The organism is Caballeronia sp. INML3B, assembly GCF_023631305.1.
GTDB lineage: Bacteria > Pseudomonadota > Gammaproteobacteria > Burkholderiales > Burkholderiaceae > Caballeronia > Caballeronia turbans.
Map to the genome: position 1 here is coordinate 62,472 of NZ_JALQDI010000081.1, position 21,280 is coordinate 83,751.

General features: G+C 63.4%; 14 protein-coding genes. 4 read left to right on the forward strand and 10 right to left on the reverse strand.

Annotation, left to right across the window (positions count from 1 at the left end):
* Window positions 1–45 precede the first annotated feature (45 nt).
* The 6 genes from NCS58_RS32600 to NCS58_RS32625 all read right to left on the reverse strand — a co-directional run bounded on the left by NCS58_RS32600 (window position 46) and on the right by NCS58_RS32625 (window position 13,056).
* A complete protein-coding gene (locus NCS58_RS32600; protein WP_250477925.1) occupies window positions 46–2,208 on the reverse strand; it encodes a response regulator in 2,163 nt (720 codons plus the stop codon).
* 11 nt (window positions 2,209–2,219) lie between these two features.
* Entirely contained in the window at window positions 2,220–8,252 is a 6,033-nt protein-coding gene (locus NCS58_RS32605) for a HAMP domain-containing protein (RefSeq protein WP_250539009.1), read from the reverse strand.
* Window positions 8,253–9,001: 749 nt separating this feature from the next.
* Window positions 9,002–9,484, reverse strand: coding sequence for a phosphatase PAP2 family protein (locus NCS58_RS32610; RefSeq protein ID WP_250539010.1), 483 nt, complete (start codon window positions 9,482–9,484; stop codon window positions 9,002–9,004).
* A complete protein-coding gene (locus tag NCS58_RS32615) occupies window positions 9,396–10,655 on the reverse strand; it encodes a DEAD/DEAH box helicase (protein WP_250539011.1) in 1,260 nt (419 codons plus the stop codon). Before NCS58_RS32615 ends, NCS58_RS32610 begins: the two co-directional genes overlap by 89 nt.
* A 230-nt stretch (window positions 10,656–10,885) precedes the next feature.
* A complete protein-coding gene (locus tag NCS58_RS32620) occupies window positions 10,886–11,818 on the reverse strand; it encodes an MBL fold metallo-hydrolase (RefSeq protein WP_250477929.1) in 933 nt (310 codons plus the stop codon).
* A gap of 347 nt (window positions 11,819–12,165) precedes the next feature.
* Window positions 12,166–13,056, reverse strand: a complete 891-nt coding sequence (locus tag NCS58_RS32625) for a LysR substrate-binding domain-containing protein (RefSeq protein WP_061118627.1) — start codon at window positions 13,054–13,056, stop codon at window positions 12,166–12,168.
* A 97-nt stretch (window positions 13,057–13,153) separates the two neighbouring features.
* Here NCS58_RS32625 and NCS58_RS32630 point away from each other — a divergent pair, with 97 nt between their 5' ends.
* Genes NCS58_RS32630 through NCS58_RS32645 form a run of 4 tightly spaced genes read left to right on the forward strand, consistent with a single transcriptional unit; the run spans window position 13,154 to window position 17,470 of the window.
* Entirely contained in the window at window positions 13,154–14,047 is an 894-nt protein-coding gene (locus NCS58_RS32630; RefSeq protein ID WP_250477930.1) for a CoA ester lyase, read from the forward strand.
* 14 nt (window positions 14,048–14,061) lie between these two features.
* Window positions 14,062–15,252: a CaiB/BaiF CoA-transferase family protein gene (locus NCS58_RS32635; RefSeq protein WP_213233919.1), complete on the forward strand. Its 1,191-nt coding sequence runs from the start codon at window positions 14,062–14,064 to the stop codon at window positions 15,250–15,252.
* Between the two features lie 16 nt (window positions 15,253–15,268).
* Entirely contained in the window at window positions 15,269–16,078 is an 810-nt protein-coding gene (locus tag NCS58_RS32640) for an amidohydrolase (protein ID WP_250477931.1), read from the forward strand.
* 27 nt (window positions 16,079–16,105) lie between these two features.
* The gene (locus tag NCS58_RS32645; RefSeq protein ID WP_061118631.1) at window positions 16,106–17,470 is read left to right on the forward strand and encodes a short-chain fatty acid transporter; all 1,365 of its coding nucleotides are present in this window, start codon (window positions 16,106–16,108) and stop codon (window positions 17,468–17,470) included.
* A gap of 72 nt (window positions 17,471–17,542) precedes the next feature.
* On the opposite strand, the gene NCS58_RS32650 is transcribed toward NCS58_RS32645, so the two are convergent.
* From NCS58_RS32650 to NCS58_RS32665, 4 genes are read right to left on the reverse strand one after another with little or no spacing between them, the layout of a single operon-like run.
* Complete coding sequence (locus tag NCS58_RS32650) at window positions 17,543–18,394, reverse strand: oxaloacetate decarboxylase (protein ID WP_250477932.1); 852 nt, start codon at window positions 18,392–18,394, stop codon at window positions 17,543–17,545.
* A gap of 3 nt (window positions 18,395–18,397) precedes the next feature.
* Window positions 18,398–18,901 (reverse strand): 3-isopropylmalate dehydratase, encoded by a 504-nt coding sequence (locus tag NCS58_RS32655; protein ID WP_250477933.1) that lies wholly within the window; start codon window positions 18,899–18,901, stop codon window positions 18,398–18,400.
* A complete protein-coding gene (locus tag NCS58_RS32660) occupies window positions 18,898–20,166 on the reverse strand; it encodes a 3-isopropylmalate dehydratase large subunit (RefSeq protein ID WP_250477934.1) in 1,269 nt (422 codons plus the stop codon). The genes NCS58_RS32655 and NCS58_RS32660 overlap by 4 nt, the downstream gene beginning before the upstream one ends.
* A gap of 8 nt (window positions 20,167–20,174) precedes the next feature.
* Window positions 20,175–21,260, reverse strand: coding sequence for a TauD/TfdA family dioxygenase (locus tag NCS58_RS32665; RefSeq protein WP_250477935.1), 1,086 nt, complete (start codon window positions 21,258–21,260; stop codon window positions 20,175–20,177).
* Window positions 21,261–21,280 lie beyond the last annotated feature (20 nt).

The window sequence follows — 21,280 nt, forward strand, 5'->3', positions numbered from 1 at the left end:
GCATCTTTGGCCCCGGCGTCCGGGTCACGGAAGAGATCTTCGACCCTAGGCTGGCCGCCCTTCGCCTTCGGCATCCGCGCCGCCCCGCATGACGTGCGTCGCAATCAGGTCGACCAGCGAGGCGAGATCCGCGGGCTTGATCAGATGATGATCGATGCCGGCCGACTTCGACCTGAGACGGTCCTCGTCCTGACCATAACCGCTCAACGCAATCAGAAGACAATCGCCGAGGTCGGTGTCGGCACGAATGGCCTTTGCAACTTCGTACCCGTTCATGCCTGGAAGGCCGATGTCGAGCACGGCAACCTGAGGCGCGAATTTGCTGGCGAGCGCAAGCGCGGAGACACCATCGTGCGTGCATTGCACCTGATATCCATGCAGTTCGAGAAAGACCTTGAGGCTCTCCGTGGACGCGACGGAATCGTCCACGACGAGCACCCGTGCGCCACCTCTGCGACGCATCGGAAGAATATCGGCGACAGGAGCCGGTATGCCGGTTGCAATCGATGCCGGCAACTCGACCGTGAACCTGGCGCCCCGTCCGCGGCCGGCGCTCCAGCAGCGGATCGAACCGCCGTGCAGCTCCGTCAGATGGCGGGCAAGCGTAAGCCCGATTCCCAAGCCGCCCTGCGCGCGATCCAGCGCGCTGTCGCCTTGCGCAAAGAGCTCGAAGACGCGCGGGAGCAGCTTCGAATCGATGCCCTCGCCGTCGTCGGTGACGGTGATCACCGCGTTCCCCTTCGAAAAAGCCGTCGAAAGATTGATGTGCCCGCCGGGCGGGGTGAACTTCGAGGCGTTGTTCAACAGATTCGCAATGACCTGCGTGAGACGAACGACATCGCCTTCCACCATCAGATCCCTCGTGCAGGTCTCGCAGGAGAACGCCTGCGAGCGGGCGGCGAAGTGCGGCCGGCTGGTTTCGATTGCACGATCGACCACGACTCGCAGCGAAAGCGGCTTGCGCTGCAACGCCACCGCGCCGCGCGCGATCCGCGATACGTCGAGCAGATCGTCGACGATGCGTACCATGTGATCGAGCTGGGTACCTATGATTCCGGTCGCCCATGACATGACCTTTGCATCGCCCGGCTCCGTGTTCTTCATCACGCTCACCGCGTTGGAGATGGGTGCAAGCGGATTTCGGAGTTCATGGGCCAGCATGGCGAGAAATTCATTCTTGCGCCTGTCCTCGTCACGCAGGGCGGAGAACAAGAACGCGTTCTCGAGCGCGATGGACGCACGGCTCACGAACTCGGTGACGATGGGCGCCCGCTGATGATCTCCCTCGCAGTGCACAGTCCCGAATGCGATGGCTGCCTTTCGCTGCGCGCCGCTCAAGAGCGGGTGAAATCTGATTTCCTCGAACTTGGCCGGGTTCTTCCCTTGCGCCTTGTCGCTTTGAAACTCGAAGATACGGTCCGCCCCGGCCCGGCACACGAGACTCTCGCCCTTGTCAACGGTCTGTCTCGCGAGCTCGAAAAATTGCTCCGTCGCAGCCATGGTCTCGATCGCACGACCGCTAGCCGGGTCGATCAGCGCGCGGACAGCCGGCCCCCAGCGCAGCGACGTCCTCGGGAGCTGTTCGCCGTCCAGTTCGAGATAGACGCAGGCGACGTCAGCCAGTGCCGGCACCGATGTATCGAGGATGCGGGAGAGAGTCGTCTGCACATCCAGCGAGCGCGTGAATAGATGACTCACGTGCGCCAGGAAATCGGCGCGCTGGCGAGCCTGATCGGCGGACGCGCGTTGCGCCTCCGCCCGCGCGAGTTCCTCGCGCTGCGCGGCCCGGGCGCGCAGCTCGCGGTTCATCCTGTACATCTGCACGAACACGCGTACCTTCGCGCTGAGAATCTCCGGCACGACGGGCGACGAGATATAGTCCACCGCCCCCAGCGAATAGCCTCGAGCCATTTCTGCATCGTCCACATACGCTGTGACGAAGATGATCGGGGTCGATGCCGTCCGACGATATGAACGCAGCATGCTGGCCGTCTCGAAGCCATCCATGTCGGGCATGTTCACGTCGAGCAATATGACGGCGAAGTCCTGTTGCAGCACCGCCTTCAGCGCCTGCCGCCCGGACGACACCGTCACCACTTCCTGATCCGGTCCCTCGAGCACCGTGCGCAGAACGACGTGCTGGCTCGGCAGGTCATCCACTACGAGGATGCTCACCTTCTCCTCCGGAGATGATTCGAACATGGCCATGGCCGGCGCTCCTAACGATGCAGCCACGCGTGCAGCACGGCAAGCAGGTCATCGCGGTTGACCGGCTTCGAGAGGTAATCCCACGCGCCTGCCTCGATACACTTTTCGCGATCGCCCTTCATCGCTTTGGCCGTGACTGCGATGATCGGCAATGCCTTGCCTACCGGTCGCTTGCGGATTTCCCGCATCGTGGCGAGGCCGTCCATCTCGGGCATCATGATGTCCATCATGACGATCTGGATCTCGGGATCGGACTCCACCTGCCGTATCGCATCGCGCCCGTTGTCGGCCCAGACCTGACGCATGCCGAGATCCTCCATGATCGTCGCGAGCGCAAAGATGTTGCGCATGTCGTCATCGACGATCAGTGCCTTGACGCCCTTCAACGCGTTCTGTGACGCCCGCAACGCCTGCAGCATGGCGCAGTGCTCCTGGCTGAGGCGCTTTGCATCGATGTGCAGCGCGGCGACGCTCAGATCGAGCAATTGATCGGGGCTCGCCGCTTGCAGGGCGACGAACCCGTCCCTGACGCGCTGCCAGCGTGCAGGCGGGACCGGGCCCGCCGCGCTCACGATGACCGGCAATGGCGAAAGGGCTTCGCGCGAAGCAACTGCCGCTTCGATGTCTTCGGGTGAAATGCCCGCAATGTCGTCAGCGAGCACCAGCGCGTCAATGGCTGGAGACGAGAGTTGCTTTAGCAACTCCTCGCGAGAGCTTGCCGACACGACCGCGGCCGGCAAGGCCTGCAACGCACTGGAAAGCAACTCCCGCTCATTCGGCGACGAAAGCGCCACGAGAACGACGCGTCGCTCTGCTTCGATGTATCGGGCCAACGCAGCGAGCGCGTTATCCAGGATCGCCTGGGACTCGACCGGTTTGGACAGAAAGGCGAGAGCACCGGACCGTAGCGCGCGGTCACGCGATTCATCGGTCGAGATCACCCACACCGGAATGTGCCGGGTGGCCATGTCGTTCTTGAGCCGCGCGAGAACCTGCCATCCGTCCATATCGGGCAGAAACAGATCCAGCGTGATGAGGTCCGGTTTGAACTGGTCGGTCAGCGTCAAGGCGTAGGCGCCGAATGCAGTGGTGAGCGCCTTGAATCCGCGCTGCCGCGCCGCTTCGACCATCACGCCCGCGAATGCCGGATCGTTTTCGACAATCAGCGCAACCCGATCGCCCTGAACGATGTTGTCACGGTCGTCGATAAGGTGTGCGGCCGATACCTCGTGCGCAACCTCGATAGTCATCTCTGACTGCGCCGCCAGGTCCACGACCGCAAAGCTCGCGCGGGGCGAGCCACCCGGAACGGGCTCGCGTCCCTCTTCCCGCCGCATCAGCTTTCTTCGCCCGCTTCTGCCGAGATCGTTGGTGCGCGGCAAGAACAGCGTGAACGTGCTGCCCTCATTCGGCGTGCTGGTGAGGCGGATTTCGCCGCCCAGCAGCTTGGACAGTTCGCGGCTGATCGCGAGCCCCAGTCCCGTGCCGCCGTATTTTCGGCTGGTGCTGCCATCGGCCTGCTGGAAAGCCTCGAATACGATCTGCTGCTTGTCCGCCGAAATGCCGATGCCGGTGTCCTGAACTGAAAAAGCGATCACACTGCCTGCGCTGTTCAGCGCCTGATTGTCCTCGCTCCATCCGCCCCGCGCATGCTCGATCGTCAGTGATACGTGTCCGTGATGCGTGAACTTGAAGGCATTGGAGAGGAGATTCTTCAGAATCTGCTGCAGACGCTTGAGGTCCGTCACGATCGAGCCGGGTACACCGTCGCCGAGATGAATGACGAATTCGACATGGCGCGCTTCAGCAACGTGCCGGAAGGTGCGCTCGACATATGTCGTCATGTCGGCGAGGCGGTGCTCCGCAACGTCCAGAACGACCGTGCCGGACTCGATCTTCGAAAGATCCAGAATGTCGTTGATGAGCATCAGCAGGTCGTTCCCCGAGGAATGAATGGTCCGCGAGTATTCGATCTGCCTGGTAGACAGGTTGCCGTCGGGATTCTTGCAGAGATGATCGGACAAAATGAGCAGGCTATTGAGCGGCGTGCGCAGTTCGTGCGACATGTTGGCGAGAAACTCCGACTTGTATTTCGACGTCAGGGCAAGCTGCTTCGCTTTGTCCTCGAGCGCCTGGCGTGCCTGCTCGACCTCCGAGTTCTTGCGCTCGACTTCCTGGTTCTGATGCGCGAGCAGCCGCGCTTTTTCCTGTAGTTCCTCGTTGGTCTGCTGAAGCTCTTCCTGCCGGCTCTGCAGCTCCTGTGCAAGCGATTGCGACTGCTTGAGCAAGTCCTCCGTACGCGTGTTCGCTTCGATCGTATTGATGACGATGCCGATACTTTCAGTCAGCTGATCGAGAAACGCCAGGTGAGTCGAATTGAAGCATTCGAGCGAGGCCAGTTCGATCACGCCTTTGACCTGGCCTTCGAAAACGATCGGCATCACAAGTACGTTTTGCGGCACGGCGCTCAGCAGACCCGATTCGATCCGGTAGTCGGTGGACGCCGACGGCGCGAGCAGAATCTTGCGCTTCTCGAACGCGCACTGACCGACGAGTCCCTCACCCAGCTGAACCTGCTTGCCGTGCGAGCGATGGCCTTCGGACGCGTAGCTCGCCACGAGCCTCAGCGAAGCGGCCTCATCGACCATGTCGAATACGAAGAATTCGGCTTGTTGCACGCCGACGACTGGCGCAAGCTCGGACAAAATGAGCTGGCCGACGGTGACCAGGTCCTTCTGCCCCTGCAGCATGCGGCTGAACTTCGCCAGATTCGTCTTGAGCCAGTCCTGCTCCGTGTTGAGCTCGGTCGTGTCCTTCAGGTTGCGAATCATCTCGTTGATGGTGTCCTTGAGCGCCGCGACTTCGCCAAGCGCCTCGACGGTGATCGAACGAGTCAGGTCGCCTTGCGTCACCGCCGTCGCCACCTCGGCGATTGCGCGAACCTGCGTCGTCAGATTCGCCGCAAGCTGATTCACGTTTTCCGTCAGCCCTTTCCACGTGCCCGCAGCGCCAGGCACCTTGGCCTGTCCGCCGAGCTTGCCTTCGACACCCACTTCGCGCGCGACGGTCGTCACCTGGTCGGCGAACGTGGCGAGCGTGTCCGTCATGCTGTTGATCGTGTCGGCGAGCGCCGCGATTTCGCCCTTTGCCTCCACCGTGAGCTTGCGGCCCAAATCGCCGTTCGCCACGGCGGTCACGACTCGCGCGATGCCGCGAACCTGGCTCGTCAGGTTGCCCGCCATGAAGTTGACGTTGTCGGTCAGGTCCTTCCACGTGCCCGCGACGCCCTGCACGTCCGCCTGACCGCCGAGCTTGCCCTCGGTGCCGACCTCGCGCGCCACACGCGTCACCTCGGACGCAAACGAACGCAGCTGATCGACCATCGTGTTGATGGTGTTCTTCAGTTCGAGGATCTCGCCCTTGACGTCCACGGTGATCTTCTTGGACAGATCGCCTGCCGCCACCGCTTTCGTCACGTCGGCGATGTTGCGGACCTGGCTCGTCAGATTGCCTGCCATGAAGTTGACGGAATCGGTCAAATCCTTCCATGTGCCGGCGACGCCCTGCACATCCGCCTGTCCGCCGAGCTTGCCCAACGTGCCGACTTCGCGCGCGACTCGCGTCACTTCGGATGCGAAGGAACTGAGCTGATCGACCATGGTGTTGATCGTGTTCTTCAGTTCGAGAATCTCGCCCTTGACGTCCACGGTGATCTTCTTCGACAGATCACCCGCGGCTACCGCCTTCGTCACGTCCGCGATGTTGCGAACCTGACTGGTCAGGTTGCCGGCCATGAAATTGACGTTATCGGTGAGATCTTTCCAGGTTCCGGCGACGCCCTGCACGTCGGCCTGTCCTCCCAGCTTGCCTTCAGTGCCGACCTCGCGAGCCACTCGCGTCACTTCCGAAGCAAACGAGCGCAACTGGTCGACCATGGTGTTGATCGTGTTCTTGAGCTCGAGGATTTCGCCCTTCACATCGACGGTGATCTTCTTGGAAAGGTCGCCCGCCGCCACTGCCGTCGTCACATCGGCGATGTTGCGCACCTGCGCGGTCAGATTGCTGCCCATCGAGTTGACCGAGTCGGTCAGATCCTTCCAGGTTCCCGCTACGCCTTGCACATCGGCCTGGCCGCCCAGCTTGCCTTCGGTGCCGACCTCGCGTGCAACGCGCGTGACCTCCGAGGCGAACGAACGCAACTGATCGACCATCGTGTTGATGGTGTTCTTCAGTTCGAGAATCTCGCCCTTGACGTCCACGGTGATTTTCTTCGAGAGATCGCCCGCGGCAACCGCCGTCGTCACCTCTGCGATGTTGCGCACCTGTGCCGTCAGGTTGCCGCCCATCGAATTCACCGAATCAGTCAGGTCCTTCCACGTTCCCGCGACGCCCTGCACGTCGGCCTGGCCGCCCAGCTTGCCTTCGGTCCCGACTTCGCGGGCCACGCGCGTCACTTCCGAGGCGAAGGAACTCAATTGATCGACCATGGTGTTGATCGTGTTCTTGAGCTCGAGGATTTCGCCCTTCACGTCGACGGTGATCTTCTTCGAAAGATCGCCGGCCGCGACTGCCGTTGTCACGTCCGCAATGTTGCGCACCTGCGCGGTCAGGTTGCTGCCCATCGAGTTCACCGAATCGGTGAGATCCTTCCACGTTCCGGCGACGCCTTTCACGTCGGCCTGACCGCCGAGCTTTCCTTCGGTGCCCACTTCGCGCGCCACGCGCGTCACTTCTGACGCGAACGAGCGCAACTGATCGACCATCGTGTTGATGGTGTTCTTCAGCTCGAGAATTTCGCCCTTGACGTCCACGGTGATCTTCTTCGACAGGTCGCCGGCCGCCACGGCCGTCGTGACTTCTGCAATATTGCGAACCTGGCTCGTCAGATTGCCCGCCATGAAGTTGACGTTGTCGGTCAGGTCTTTCCACGTGCCCGCGACGCCCTTGACGTCCGCCTGACCGCCGAGCTTCCCTTCGGTGCCGACCTCGCGCGCCACGCGCGTCACTTCGGAAGCGAAGGACCGCAACTGATCGACCATCGTGTTGATGGTGTTCTTCAGTTCGAGAATCTCGCCCTTGACGTCCACGGTGATCTTCTTCGACAAGTCGCCGGCGGCGACCGCCTTCGTGACTTCCGCGATGTTTCTGACCTGGCTCGTCAGATTGCCGGCCATGAAATTGACGGAATCGGTCAGGTCTTTCCATGTCCCGGCCACGTCCTGCACGTCTGCCTGACCGCCGAGCTTGCCTTCCGTGCCGACCTCTCGCGCCACACGCGTGACCTCTGCGGCAAAGGTGCCGAGCTGCTCCACCATCCGGTTGATGATCTTCGCCGTGCGCAGGAATTCGCCTTCGAGCGCACGTCCGTCGGCTTCGAGGGCCATGCTTTTGCTGAGATCGCCTTGCGCTACGGCGCCGATCACGCGCGCCACCTCGCTCGTGGGGTGAACGAGATCGACGATGAGGGAATTCACCGAGTCGATCGATCGGCGCCAGAAGCCCCGGGGATCGGGCAGTGTGGCGCGCTCGTAGATGCGGCCTTCCTTGCCGACTGCCTGGCTGAGTCGCGCGAGCTCATCCGACATGCGGATGTTCTGGTCGACGACGTCATTGAAGACATCCGCAAGCTTGCCGTGCAAGCCGGTCCAGTCGGCGGCGAGCGACGCCCCTTCTCCCTTTCTCAGCGCGATGAGCGCCGTGTGAATGTCCCGAGTACGTGCGTGCGCGGTATCGGTCGCCTCGAGCAGCGCGTTGGCTTCACGCGCCTGTTGCAGCCAGAAGCCGCTCAACCCTTCTTCATCAACGCGGCCCGCAGCACCCAGGCTTGCCGCGGTGTTGCCGGTTGCGCGTCCGAGCGCCAGCCCTTGACGCACACATTGGTCGGCCAGCATGTTCAGCTCGACGGCTAGCTGTCCTTTTGCACCGGTCCAATCGGCAGGCAACTTCTGAACGGGTTCGCCTTCCCGCAAGGCGGCGACCGTCCGCAGCATGAGTTGGACTTCGCGGTCCGTCAGCGTGTTTGCCTCTTCCGATATGGTGTTCATACGATTCCCTTGTAGGCTGGCTTGCTCTTGTAGCGCATCAGGCTGGAGTTGTAGGAAACCGAGTTTCGGCTTCAGCAGGTCGCCCGTTTGCGTTCGCGCGCGATGCTATATCAATACACATTAAGCGATGCTGAAAGCGACGGCGCATCCAATTACTGAGACGAAACGCGCTCAGTTCGATGGCGGAACGGTATTAGTTACCACGTCGCAAGAGAGTATGCATTTACTTGGGAGCCGGCGCCATCGATGATCTCGGCCACGACAAAAGTCACCTTGAACCGCTCACGCGCTTTCCCTTCGACCATAGGAAGATCGACCGGCGATTTTCCAATCACAGGTGCGCCGGGTCGGAGCCGGTTGGAGTACCGTTCGCGCAAGGATATCTGTATCGGCGGCCGTTGAAGGCACAACTACTCGCAGCGTCCTTAACGCATGCGAAGCGACGACCGACTGACTTGACAGCCGTTTGGACAGAGGATGTAAAAGCGGTCGAATATTTCTGTCGTGGGCTTTAACGTTTCTAAAGCTGCACGTTGGCAAACTCGTCGGCGGCCGGTTGTCCGGGCCCGGATATGGGCGACGTGCCGAACAGGTCGGAGCGGATCAAAAAGATATCCGCAAAAGGCGTTCGCGACGCCCTTTGACGAATATAGGCCGTCCTCAGCCCCGCTCAGAAGAATCAGCGTCGTGTGCGACGCGTCGCCATCGTGCCATCGATACTTTGATCGAGACGGCATGCGCGCTCGGGCTCAATGGAAGCCGCCCTGGTGTAACTGCTTGATGATCAACGTCGCGAGATAGCGCGGTTCATCGAACATCGTGGCGAGTTCGAAAAAGAACAGAAAGGCAAGCATGTAACCCGCGGCCGGCCGATATTCCATGAATCGCACGAAGAACGGCGCAAAGCGGGTGCGTATCGGCGCGCGCGAGAGGAGCCATGCGCAGACGGCGCCGATGGCCGCCCCTCCGATGACGTCAGTCGGATAATGCAACCCCAGATAAACGCGAGGCAGACACACGAAGACCACGCAATGCACAATCGCGAGCACACCGATCCATCGCCAGACCAGGAAAATGCCGACGGCTATCGCCATCCAGAGCGAGGCATGGTCGCTGGGAAACGAACTCCACAGGCGCATGCCTTCACCGGTCTTGTCGGCCAACGGAAACGACAAATGAATGGAGGGGTCGTAAAGCGGACGGAGTCGAAACGGCAGCGTCAGCGCGAACAAGCGGCCGAGCAAGAATGCCAAGAGCCCGGCGCATAGGTTCGGCTTCAAAGCCCGGCTCTTCTTCGCGCGGCAGTGTTTGCCGAATCAACGCTTCAATCGCAGCCAGTTGCGGCGCTTCATCGGCACACACGAGGGACACCGCCACGCCGCTTGCGCCCGCACGGCCGGTACGCCCAATACGATGCACATAGTCTTGGGCCACGATCGGCAGATCGACGTTGATCACCAGCGGCAGGTCGTCGATATCCAGCCCGCGCGCGGCCACGTCGGTGGCGACCAGCATATTCACTTCGCCCGTCTTGAAGCGCTCCAGGGCACGCAGGCGCGCGGGTTGCGGTTTGTCGCCGTGAATGGTGTCGACCGCATAGCCCGCTTCATCCAGCATGGCCGCCAGGTAATCCACGCCATTGCGTGTTTTGACGAACACCAGCGCGTGCTCCCACTTGTTCTCAGCCACAAGGTGCATGAAGAGTTCAGGTTTGTTCCGCTTATCGACCGGCACCACCCATTGCTCGATGTTGCCGGCCGCGGCATTGGGCGGGCTGACGCTGATATTGACGGGGCTGCGCAGAATGCTCGCCGCGATGGCGCGAACATCATCGGAAAACGTGGCGGAGAACAGCAGGGTCTGTCGCCGAGCGGGCAAGGCAGCAAAGACGGCGTCGAGTTCGCGCGCAAAGCCCAAATCCAGCATGCGGTCGGCTTCATCCAGCACCAGCGTTTGTACTTCATCAAACTGCACGGCGTTCTGGCGATTGAGATCCAGCAAACGGCCCGGCGTGGCAACGAGCACATCCACGCCTTTGCGCAACTTCATCATCTGCGGGTTGATACTCACACCGCCGTAGGCGGACAGAAATCGTAAGTCGAGGTCTTTGCCGTACTCGATAAAGCTTTGCAGCACTTGTTCGGCCAGTTCACGCGTGGGCACCAGAACCAGAACGCGCGCGCGATTGCTGGACACCGCCGGGCCATGTTGCATCAGCCGTTGCAAAAGCGGCAACGCGAAACCCGCCGTCTTGCCAGTGCCGGTCTGTGCCGCCGCCATGACGTCCTTGCCACTGAGCACAACAGGAATCGCCTTGACCTGCACCGGCGTAGGTGTCTGGTAATTGAGGCGCTGCAAATTACGCAGCAACGGATCGATCAGGCCAAGCGAGGCAAAAGACATGCACGTATTCCGGGGTAAAACCGCAATTTTAGCGGTTACCGCGTTGATCGCGCCGCGCAGGCCGATCGACGCCAGGGACGCCTCAGGTGCTTGGTCAGACTCTGTCTCGAACTGAACTTGAACCTCGTCATCGACGGAAGGAAGCCATTCTCCAGGCCCGAAACACGCGCGGTGAAACGATCCTTCCGTCAGGGCAATCTATACCAGCGCTAATGAAATTCCGGCACGCATCAGTAGTCCCACTGCACCGGTATGAAACGAAAGCCGTCACCGTTCTTTGCGACGTGACCGATGGACGGGAACGCGATATGTGCAGCGGCCAGCAGAGCGCCCGTTTCAGCGGCTTCGTCCAGCAGCGCCACCCGTACGTCCGCGGCCACTTCGGGATCGTGCTCGAAGCCATTCTGCCAATCGGGATGGTCGAAACCGACTTCGAAGATCGCGTCGCCTACGAAAGTCAGCCTTTCTCCGCCTGATGCGACGTCCACGACGCAGTGTCCCGGTGTGTGCCCACCCGTCACGCGCGCCTTCACGCCCGCCGCGACCTCGACGGTCTGATTGAACTGCACGATGTTTTCGCTGTATCGCTCCATGAACTTCGCGGCAGCCTTGCGAAGCGCGGGGGGCACCGTTTCCGGCATCACTGTCCTGGTGAAGTCCGGATTCTTCCAGAATTCCACTTCCGCAGCCGACACGTGGATGCGCACGTCGGGGTTCAGCCTGGCCTTGACTCCGTCGACGTTCAGCCCACCGACGTGATCCATGTGCATATGCGTAATCACGATATCGGTGATCGCTGCCAGGTCGATGCCGGCCGATTCCAGGCGCATGACCGATCGACCGGCACGCGTGAAGTATTCGAAACCGTCACCCACGCCTGAGTCGATCAGGATTACGCGTTCTCCGCTGCGCACGAGCGCAATATTCAACGCCCAGTCGAACGTGTCACGTTGCAGGAAACGACCGTCGAACCAATCATTGCGGTCAGCTTCGCTCGCGTTAGTGGACATGGTGGAGGTGGGCAGCGGCAGAATGCCGTCGCTGATCATGACGACGTCGACGTCGCCCACGCGCACGGCGTAGCGCGACGGCACGAGTTCGCCAGAACCTTCTTTGCCAAAGCTGGCGGTAACCGGCCGGACGTTGCGGGTTGTTTCTCTCATTTCAGTACTCCTTTTCCTTCGGTGGGTAAGCCGCACTGGGTAGCCGGTTCACAAGCACCGTCACGTATTTGACGCTTCGCTTTGCCCGTGATTCGACCGACCGCGTGACAGATGCTACTCATGAGAGAAGATCGCCAGTAGCATCGCGATTGCGTACAGGATGTTGTCCCACCGGCAACAATCAACGAGGACCGGTACGACGGCGCCGGCCTCGGCTTTGTCGACGGCCTCACGCGGTCATGAGTCTCGCCTCCTCACCAACGAGCGTCCGGTGCGGGCCATCGTCGTGCAGCGCCCGCGCGATCGGCATGGTTCGCTCTATTCAAGAAAGCGTGCCGATCGCTTCGCTACTCGCCGCGCGCAAGGCTCGCCGCGACCGCCTCATCCGCGCATTGCAACAAGCCCTGAATCAGGCGCGCTCGCGGCGATGCCCTTTGCCACACCATGCCGAAGCGGCGCGGTTCCGTCCGAACCGGCAACGCGAGCCGCGCGACGGAAAGCGCCGACGTCATCGGCGAGACGATGTCCGGCACCAGCGACACGCCGAGGCCGCGATCGACCATCATCGCAATCGCCATCAGCGCGTTCAGCTCGAAAAGCTCGTGCGGCACGATGCGTGCGGCCTGCAAGTACCGATCCGCCTGCTTGCCGCCGCCGAGCGTGCGGTCATAGCGGATGAACGGCTCGCGCCGCAGCAGTTCGTGCGGGTCTTCGTGCGCAAGCCGCGCCGGCGCGAGCACGACGAGCGGCTCCTCGCGCAGCAGATGCCAGTCGTATGCCTTGGGCAGCGCGAACGCGGGATGCAGGCAGATGGCGACATCGAGATCGCCGCGTTGCAGCGTGTCGTAAAGCTCCATCGAGGTGCCCGCGCGAATCAGCAACTTCGCGCGCGGGAATTCGCGCGCGAAATTGGCCAGCACATCGGGCAGCAGGCTCAGAAGCGCCGTCGTGATCGTGCCGATGCGCAGTTCACCCGTCGCCTCGCCTTCGAGCGCATGCGCCTTCAGATCCGCGAAATCCGCGACGAGACCCCGCGCCCGCTCGATCACGCGATGCCCCGCCTCGGTCGGCATCACGGTGCGGCCGGAGCGCACGAAGAGCGCGATGCCCAGTTCGCGCTCGAGCGCCGACATCTGCTGCGCGATCGCCGCCGGCGTAACGCCGACGCGGCGCGCGGCCTCCGCCATCGATCCCGTATCGACGACGAGCAGCAGATTGGAGAGAAATGCCGTGTCCATCGGATAGATTTACTTTTCTTTAAAGATAGCTGTGGATAGTTTATCTAAAACGTGAGCATCCGTAGACTGGGCGGCATATCGAAATGAAGGGAGACACATGAGAAGCAAGCTCTTCGTGCCGGCCTCGCGCCCGGAACTCTTCGCCAAGGCGCTCGCGAGCGCCGCCGACGCCCTCTCGTTCGATCTGGAAGACGCTGTTTCGCCTGAGCGCAAACCGCAGGCGCGCGCCGATTTGCGCGCGCTGCTCGCCACCGACGACGCCCTCGCGAGCGACAAGACGCTCATCGTGCGCGTCAATGCGCTATCGACGCCGCACTTCGCCGCCGATATCGACGCCGTCGCGCGCAACGGCGTGTCCCTGATCAATCTGCCGAAGCCCGAGCATCCCGACGACGTGCTGGCGGCCGCCGCGGCCCTCGAAGCCGCCGAGCGCGCGAACGGCGTCACCACGCCGATCGGCCTGCTGCTCAACGTCGAGTCGCCGCGCGCATTGCACATTGCCGCGGAACTGGCGCTCGCGCATCCGCGCGTCGCGGGCTTGCAACTCGGCCTGGGCGACCTGTTCGAGCCGCTTTCGATCGCGCGTCGCGAAACGGCCGCGATCCAGCAGGCGATGTTCGCGCTGCGCATCGCGGCAGGCGAAGCCGACGTCTTCGCCTACGACACCGCGTTCGCCGACATCAAGGACAGCGACGGCTTTCGCGCCGAGGCGCGGATGGCGCGCGCATTCGGTTTCATCGGCAAGAGCTGTATTCATCCGAGCCAGATCGCGATGGCGAACGACGTGTTCCGTCCATCCGATGACGACATCGCGCATGCGGTGCGCGTGGTCGAAGCCGCGCGCGAGGCGGATGCGAAAGGCATCGGCGCGTATCTCGTCGACGGAAAGATGATCGACCCGCCCTTTGTCGAGCGGGCACGCGTGCTCGTCGCGGATGCCGTGCGGCTGGGTCTGCTCTCTGAAGCTCAGCGCGCCTCGGCAAGAATCTGAAAGGAGAAGGTTTCATGGAACAGAACGTCGAACGCGGCGGGCCGCTGGCGGGCGTGCGCGTGCTGGATCTGAGCGCCTATATCGCCGGTCCTTACGGCTGCACGCTGCTCGCGGATCAGGGCGCGGAAGTCATCAAGATCGAACCGCCCGCGGGGGATAACCTGCGCAAGTATCCCTCGACGCTCGAAGGCGAAAGCCGCGCGTTTCTCGGCGTGAATCGCAGCAAGCGCGGGCTCGTGCTCGACCTCAAGCAGGCGGACGCGCTCGACGTGCTGATCGCACTCGTGAAAGAGGCCGACGTGCTCGTCCACAACTTTCGACCGAGCGTGCCCGCGCGGCTCGGCATCGCGTACGAGCAGCTGCGCGCGATCAATCCGCGCCTCGTCTATTGCGCGGTGACGGGCTATGGCGAAACCGGTCCGAACAAGGACAAGGCGGGCTACGACCAGGTGCTGCAAACGATGACCGGCATGTGCACGCTGCAAGGTGCGGCCGGCGGTCCTCCCGAAGTGCTTTACGGCTCGGTCGTCGATTACTACGCGGCGGCGCTCGTCGCATCGGGGGTGTCGTCGGCGCTGTTCGCGCGCGAAAAGACGGGCGAAGGGCAATACGTCGGCGTGTCGCTGCTGCGCAGCGCGCTCACGATGCAATCGGCGCGCATGATCTGGGCGGACGGCGAGCCGAAGGACGTCGGCCGCGACATGCGCTCGGGCGGCATCACCGGCATTCATCCGACGCGCGAAGGGTATCTCTATCTCTCCGCGAACACGCCGCATTTCTGGAAGTCGCTGTGCGCGCTGACCGGTCTCGATGCGCTCGCGGCCGACGAACGTTACGACACGGTGCGCAAGCGCGCGGTGCACCGCGATGAGATCGTGCCGAAGCTGCACGCCGCGCTCGCGCAACGCACGGCGCTCGAATGGGAAGCGCTTTTCGGCGATGCCGTTCCGTGCGCGGCCGCGCGCAGCGTCGAAGACATGTTCGACGATCCGCAAGTGCTCGCCGAGGACATGGTCGCGCGCTTCGACTATCCGGGCGTGGGCGCGTATCGCGGATTCAAGCATCCGGTGCGCTTCACTTCGACGCCCCTGCCCGAGCCGTTCGCCGCGCCCGCTTTCGGCCAGCACAGCGATGCGCTGCTGCGCGAAGCCGGCTTGAGCGATGCAGCAATCGAAGCGCTGCGTACGAAGCGCGCAGTGCTTTGAGCGGAGACTCTTCGTAATGAAATGCGATTCCCACATTCATATCTATGACCGCGCGTTCCTGAAGCCGGGCGATGCCCAGGTCTTCGTCGAGCATGCCGATGTCGCCGCGTACCGCCAGGTGCAGTCGAAGCTCGGCACGCAGCGCGTCGTGATCGTCACGCCGCGTGTGTACGGCACGGACAATGCCGTCACCGTCGACGCGATCCGTCAGCTCGGCATCGACAATGCGCGCGGCGTCGCGGTGCTCGATCCCGACGTCACCGACGACGAACTGGATGCGCTGAACAAGGGCGGCATTCGCGGCATCCGCTTCACGCTCTATACGGCGCAGAACGCGGCAGTCGGCTTCGACATGGTCGAGCCGCTCGCACGGCGCGTCGCGGAACTCGGCTGGCATGTGCAGCTGCACTGGACCGCGGAGCAGATCGTCGAGCACGAAGCGCTGCTGCATCGCCTGCCCGCGAAGATGGTCTTCGATCATCGCGCGCGCCTGCCGTCGAAAGACGGCGTGCGGCACGCGGCATTCGGCATCGTGCGCCGTCTCGCCGATGCGGGCCGCGCCTGGATCAAGCTCTCCGGTCCTTATCTCGACTCGGCGGCAGGCCTCGGCAACCGCTACGACGACATTACGCCGATGGCCCGCGCATGGGTGCAAGCCGTGCCCGAGCGCCTCGTGTGGGGAAGCGACTGGCCGCACGTGACGGAGACCCACAAGCCCGACGACGCGTTCCTGCTCGACCTGCTCGCCGAATGGGCCGAAGACGATGCGGCACGCGAACGCATCCTCGTCACGAATCCCGCCGTGCTCTACGGCTTCGCAATCTAAAAGAACAAAGACTTCAGGAGACACCGCATGAAATCCGCCGCCGCACCGACGCCCGTGCGCAAGACACGCTTCACCGAAGCGACCATCCGGCTCTTCGAGCGCGTCATCCCCGATCCTTTCGTGCTCGCGATACTGATCACCGCGATCGTCGCGGTGCTGTCGCTGATCTTCGCGCCACATGCTTCCGTGCCCAAAATGATCGGCGGCTGGTACAAGGGCTTCTTCGACATTTTCACGTTCGCGTTCCAGATCACGCTCGTGCTCGTCACGGGCCATGCGTTCGCGCACGCGCCGCCCGTGCAGCGCGTGTTCAAGGCGCTCGTGTCGATCGCGCGCACGCCCGCGCAGGCGGGCGCGCTTACCTTCGTGCTCGTCGCGGTGACATCGTTCTTCAACTGGGGCATGGGCCTCGTCGTCGCCGCCTTGCTGGCGCGCGAAGTGGCCAAGCGCATGCGCGTCGACTTCGCGTGGATCGTCGCGGCGGGCTTCTCCGGCTGGGTCGTGTGGGCGAGCGGCATTTCAAGTTCCATCGCGCTCGCGCAATCGACGCCGGGCAGTTCGATGAATGTCGTGCAAAAGCTGACGGGCGCCGTGCTGCCCTTCGGCGAGACGGTGTTCACGCGCTTCAATCTCGTGCCGACGCTCGTGATGCTCTTCGCCATGCCTTTCGTGCTCGCCTGGCTCAAGCCGCGCGATGAAGACGCCGTCGTGCTCGACACCGCCCGGCATCCCGACGAGCCGATCCGCAAGCGTCCCGACGGCAAGCTGAGCTTCGCGCGCTGGATCGAGCATTCGTGGATCGGCAGCGCGTTCATCGGCGCTGCGGGCATTGCGTTGATCGTCCTCACGCAGTTCCAGCACATCGCGTTTTCCGGCGTGAATGCAGTGATCTTCGTGATGTTCATCGCCGGTGTGATCCTTCACGGCTATCCGCTCGCCTATGCGGACGCGATCAGGAACGCGGCGAAGCAGACCGGCTCGATGATGCTTCAGTACCCGCTCTACGGCGGCATCATGGGCATGATGGATGCGACCGGCCTGCCCGACGTGATCTCGCACTTCTTCATCGCCATTTCCAACGCGCACACGCTGCCGTTCTGGAGCTACGTGTGCTCGCTCATCGTCACTTTCTTCATTCCGAGCGGCGGCGGACACTGGGCCGTGCAAGGTCCGTTCGTCGTGCCTGCCGCGGTCGCGCTGCACGCCTCGGTGCCCGCGACGACGATGGCCGTCGCGATGGGCGAGCAGGTCTCGAACATGATGCAGCCGTTCTGGGCCGCGCCCGTCGTCGCGATGGCGGGCGTCGGCGTGCAGCGTGTACTCGGCTTCACGGTGATGACGTTCGCCGTCGGCCTGATCGTCTACGGCGCGGCCTTGCTGATCTTCGTCTGAAGCGCGATGAACGGTGCGCATCGGCGGCGCGTGGCTGCCCTGACTCGCGCTGACGCCGGCGCAACGCTTCGACTACGCGTAGCGCCGCGCTTCGTCCATCAGTTCCGGCGTGCCGATGATCGCGTTGATCTCGTCGAAGTCGGCCATGCGCTCTTTCCACGGCGCACTCGTGCGATGCTCGCGCAGGCTGCCGTAGAAGCCTTGCAGCGCATGCGCGACCGCGCGCGCCGCGCCGCCCGGAAAGATCACGATGCGAAAGCCGCGTGCCGCCAGCGCATCGGCGCTCTGCACCGGCGTCTTGCCCCCTTCGACCATATTGGCGAGCAGCGGCACGCGTGAGGCGAAGCGCGCACAAGCCGCATCCATCTGCTCGGCCGAGCGCAGCGCTTCGATGAATAGCGCATCGACGCCCGTTTCCAGATAACGTTCGGCGCGTTCGAGCGCGGCATCGAGACCCTCCACCGCGAGCGCGTCCGTGCGAGCCAGAATGAGCGTGTCGCTGCGTTCACGCGCATCGAGCGCGGCGCGCAGTTTGCCGCACATTTGCGCGACGGGAATCACGCTCTTGCCGTCCAGATGACCGCAGCGCTTCGGGAAGGTCTGATCTTCAAGCTGAATCATCGCGGCGCCCGCGCGTTCGAAGCCACGAACCGTGCGCTTGACGTTCAGCGCATTCCCAAAGCCCGTGTCGGCATCCACGATGACCGGCAGCGACACCCGCTCGGTGATGCGCGCGAGCGTATCCGCGACTTCGGTGAAGGTCGTAAGACCCACGTCGGAGCGTCCCAGCTTCGTATAGGCGATCGACGCGCCCGACAGATACAGCGCATCGAAACCGGCCTGCTCGGCGATCAGCGCGGAAAGCGCGTCGTAGACGCCGGGCGCGAGGACGGTTCCGTGCGCGAGTTGTTCAGCGAGAGTCATGCGTTACCGCTCCTTGACGCTGTAGCGCTGCTTCAGCAAATTGAAAAGCCCGCCTGCCTCGGCCATGTCGAGCAGGAACGAAGGCAAAGGCTCGCAGACGAGCGTTGCGCCGCCGGCGCGCGTAATGCGCCCGTGCAGCGGATCGATGGCTATGCGCTCACCCTCTTCCATCGCTTCAGCCTCTGCGCACGTGAGCAGCACGAGTCCCACGTTGAACGCGTTGCGAAAGAACAAGCCGCTGAACGCGGGCGCGATCACCGCGCGCACGCCGAGCCGCACGAGCGCGGCCGGCGCCTGCTCGCGCGACGAACCGATGCCGAAGTTCGGCCCCGCCACGATGACGTCGCCGGGTCGCACGTTCGCCGCGAACTCCGGGCGCTGCCGTTGCAGGCAATGCCGCGCGATCTCGTCGATGCCGAATTTCATGTACGCGCCGGGCGCGAGCGCATCGGTATCGATGTCCGCGCCGACGCGCCAAACGCGATGCGTCTCGATGCCTTCGCTCATGCCATCACCTCGCGCGGGTCCGTGATGCGCCCGCGCAATGCGGACGCCGCGACCGTGAAGGGCGAGCCGAGATAGACCTGCGCCGTTTCAGCGCCCATGCGGCCTTTGAAGTTGCGCGCGGTGCTGGAAATCACGGTGCTGCCTTCGGGAATCTGTCCGCCGTAGCCGGAACATGCGCCGCACGATGTGCCGAGCACCTGCGCGCCGGCGTCTTCGAGAATCGACATCACGCCTTCGCGGCGCGCGGCTTCGCGATCGTGCACGCTCGCGGGCGCGACCATTAGTTGCACGCCTCGCGCGACGCGCCGATGTTCGAGCACGCTGGCCGCCGCGCGCAGATCGTCGAGCTTCGCGCCCGTGCATGCGCCGATGTAGGCAACCTGCACGGCTACGTCGCCGAAAGCGTCAACGTCACGCGTATTCGCGGGACTGTGCGGCGCGGCCACGTGCGGCGCGAGCGCGCCGGCATCGAAGTCGTGAGTTTCGGCTTTTGCATCGGGATCGCTTTGCCAGTGCGCGATGTCCGTCTCGTCGGTCACGCCCGCTGCGCGCAGATAGTCGAGCGTCACCGCATCCGGCGCGATCAGGCCCGTCTGCGCGCCCATCTCCGCGCTCATGTTCGAGAGCGTCATGCGCTCCTGCATCGACAATGCGGTAACGGCTGCGCCGCAGAACTCGACCGCCTGATAGCGCCCGCCGTTCATGCCGAAGCGGCCGATCATGTGCAGCATCATGTCCTTCGCCGTGACGCCGCGCGCGAGCCTTCCGCGCCAGTGCATGCGCAGCGTCTCGGGCACGCTCGCCCAGATCTGCCCCGATACCGCGACGCCCAGCATCTCCGTGCTGCCGATGCCGAACATGTATGCGCCGAACGCGCCGCCCGTCGGCGAGTGCGAATCGCCGCCGACGCAGAACATGCCAGGTCGCACGTGCCCATGCTCCGGCAGCACGACATGACAGATGCCGACGCTGTCGTACACGTTGGGCAGGCGCTGCTCCGTGGCCCACTCGCGCGCGATGCGCACGATGCGGCGCGATTCGTCGTCTGCTTCGGGCACGTAGTGATCGATCACGAGCACGATCTTCGACGTGTCCCAGAGCGGCGCGCCAAGCGCCTCGAGCATCGGCTTCAGACGGCGCGGACCGCTCGAATCGTGGAACATCGCAAGATCGACATCGCAGGTGACGATCTCGCCCACCGCGACTTCGGCGCGCCCGCACGCCTTCGCGATGAGCTTTTGCGCGAGCGTCTGAGGCGCGGCCATGGTCGCGCTCAATCGACCATCTGCGCGACCTGCCCTGCTTCGAGCAGCAGGCGATCGTGCGTGGAAGGCAGCTCCGCGAACGGGCGGCGATATTGCGCCCACATGCGCAGGTCCTCGGGCTTGTGGAACACTTGAGCGTCGGGCATCGCGGGCCACTCGGACACCGTGAGCCACAGGCGCAGCAGATGACGCCGCTCGTGGAGCGCCTGTGCATCGACATAATCGGTGCGGCCGTGCACGAGCACGCGATTGTTCAGGAACTGGATGTCGCCGTCGCGAAAGCCCATGTCGAGATAGAACTCCGGCGACGCCGCGATCTTGCGCACCATGTAGAGCGCCTCGGACTCCACCTCGCTGAACGGAACCTGGCCGCTCTTCTCCGCCAGACGCGCATAGCCGGTCGGCAGATAACAGATCACCTCGCCTGCACTGTCCGTGAAGAACGGCACCTTGTGCTCGCTGAACGTGCGGGTCGCGCGGCGGCCGTCTTCATCGGTGCGCTTGCACCACAGACCTTCGCGCAGCGCTTCGAGCAGATCCGGGCGCGTGCGCAAGAGTTCGTTGTGCACGGCGAGCGCGCTGGAGATGCGGCTTTCGCCGCCGGAGATCGCCGTGCGCAGACACATGAGCCCGATGATGTCGCACGAATCCGTGTGCATGAGCTGCCCTCCGCCCTTGCGATAGCCGCGCGATTTCGGCTCGTAGTCGCTCACGTTCACCACGTGGCCGAGCACGTCGCCGAGATACGACTGGGTCACAGGCTTACTGACGTACGAACCGAGGCCGAAGTAGATCCGCGTCATGTCGTCGTCGGAGTAACGCTCGCGCGGCAGGCCGCGCAGCATCATGAAACCCCGCCCGTTGCGCAGGAAACCGGGCAGCTCGCGCATGAAGCGGCCCATCGTGTCGAGCGGGAAGGTCTCCGGGCTGATGTCGGGAAAGTCGATGTCGCCGAGCGAATGCAGATGCGCGAGCGCGGCGTCGATTTCAGCGATCTCCGCATCCGTGAGGACGTGCAGGCCTTCGCGCGTCCAGTCGAGTTCGGGGCCTTTCCAGACAGCGGGGGAATCGATCTGTTGTCCTACTCGGTTCATCTCATGCTCCTCGATGGAAA

What these genes read in the sequence shown, in the direction of transcription:
- NCS58_RS32600 (WP_250477925.1), bottom strand. Translation starts at nt 2,208, where the DNA reads ATGGCCATGTTCGAATCATCTCCGGAGGAGAAGGTGAGCATCCTCGTA.
- NCS58_RS32605 (WP_250539009.1), bottom strand. Translation starts at nt 8,252, where the DNA reads ATGAACACCATATCGGAAGAGGCAAACACGCTGACGGACCGCGAAGTC.
- NCS58_RS32615 (WP_250539011.1), bottom strand. Translation starts at nt 10,655, where the DNA reads ATGTCTTTTGCCTCGCTTGGCCTGATCGATCCGTTGCTGCGTAATTTG.
- NCS58_RS32620 (WP_250477929.1), bottom strand. Translation starts at nt 11,818, where the DNA reads ATGAGAGAAACAACCCGCAACGTCCGGCCGGTTACCGCCAGCTTTGGC.
- NCS58_RS32625 (WP_061118627.1), bottom strand. Translation starts at nt 13,056, where the DNA reads ATGGACACGGCATTTCTCTCCAATCTGCTGCTCGTCGTCGATACGGGA.
- NCS58_RS32630 (WP_250477930.1), top strand. Translation starts at nt 13,154, where the DNA reads ATGAGAAGCAAGCTCTTCGTGCCGGCCTCGCGCCCGGAACTCTTCGCC.
- NCS58_RS32635 (WP_213233919.1), top strand. Translation starts at nt 14,062, where the DNA reads ATGGAACAGAACGTCGAACGCGGCGGGCCGCTGGCGGGCGTGCGCGTG.
- NCS58_RS32640 (WP_250477931.1), top strand. Translation starts at nt 15,269, where the DNA reads ATGAAATGCGATTCCCACATTCATATCTATGACCGCGCGTTCCTGAAG.
- NCS58_RS32645 (WP_061118631.1), top strand. Translation starts at nt 16,106, where the DNA reads ATGAAATCCGCCGCCGCACCGACGCCCGTGCGCAAGACACGCTTCACC.
- NCS58_RS32650 (WP_250477932.1), bottom strand. Translation starts at nt 18,394, where the DNA reads ATGACTCTCGCTGAACAACTCGCGCACGGAACCGTCCTCGCGCCCGGC.
- NCS58_RS32655 (WP_250477933.1), bottom strand. Translation starts at nt 18,901, where the DNA reads ATGAGCGAAGGCATCGAGACGCATCGCGTTTGGCGCGTCGGCGCGGAC.
- NCS58_RS32660 (WP_250477934.1), bottom strand. Translation starts at nt 20,166, where the DNA reads ATGGCCGCGCCTCAGACGCTCGCGCAAAAGCTCATCGCGAAGGCGTGC.
- NCS58_RS32665 (WP_250477935.1), bottom strand. Translation starts at nt 21,260, where the DNA reads ATGAACCGAGTAGGACAACAGATCGATTCCCCCGCTGTCTGGAAAGGC.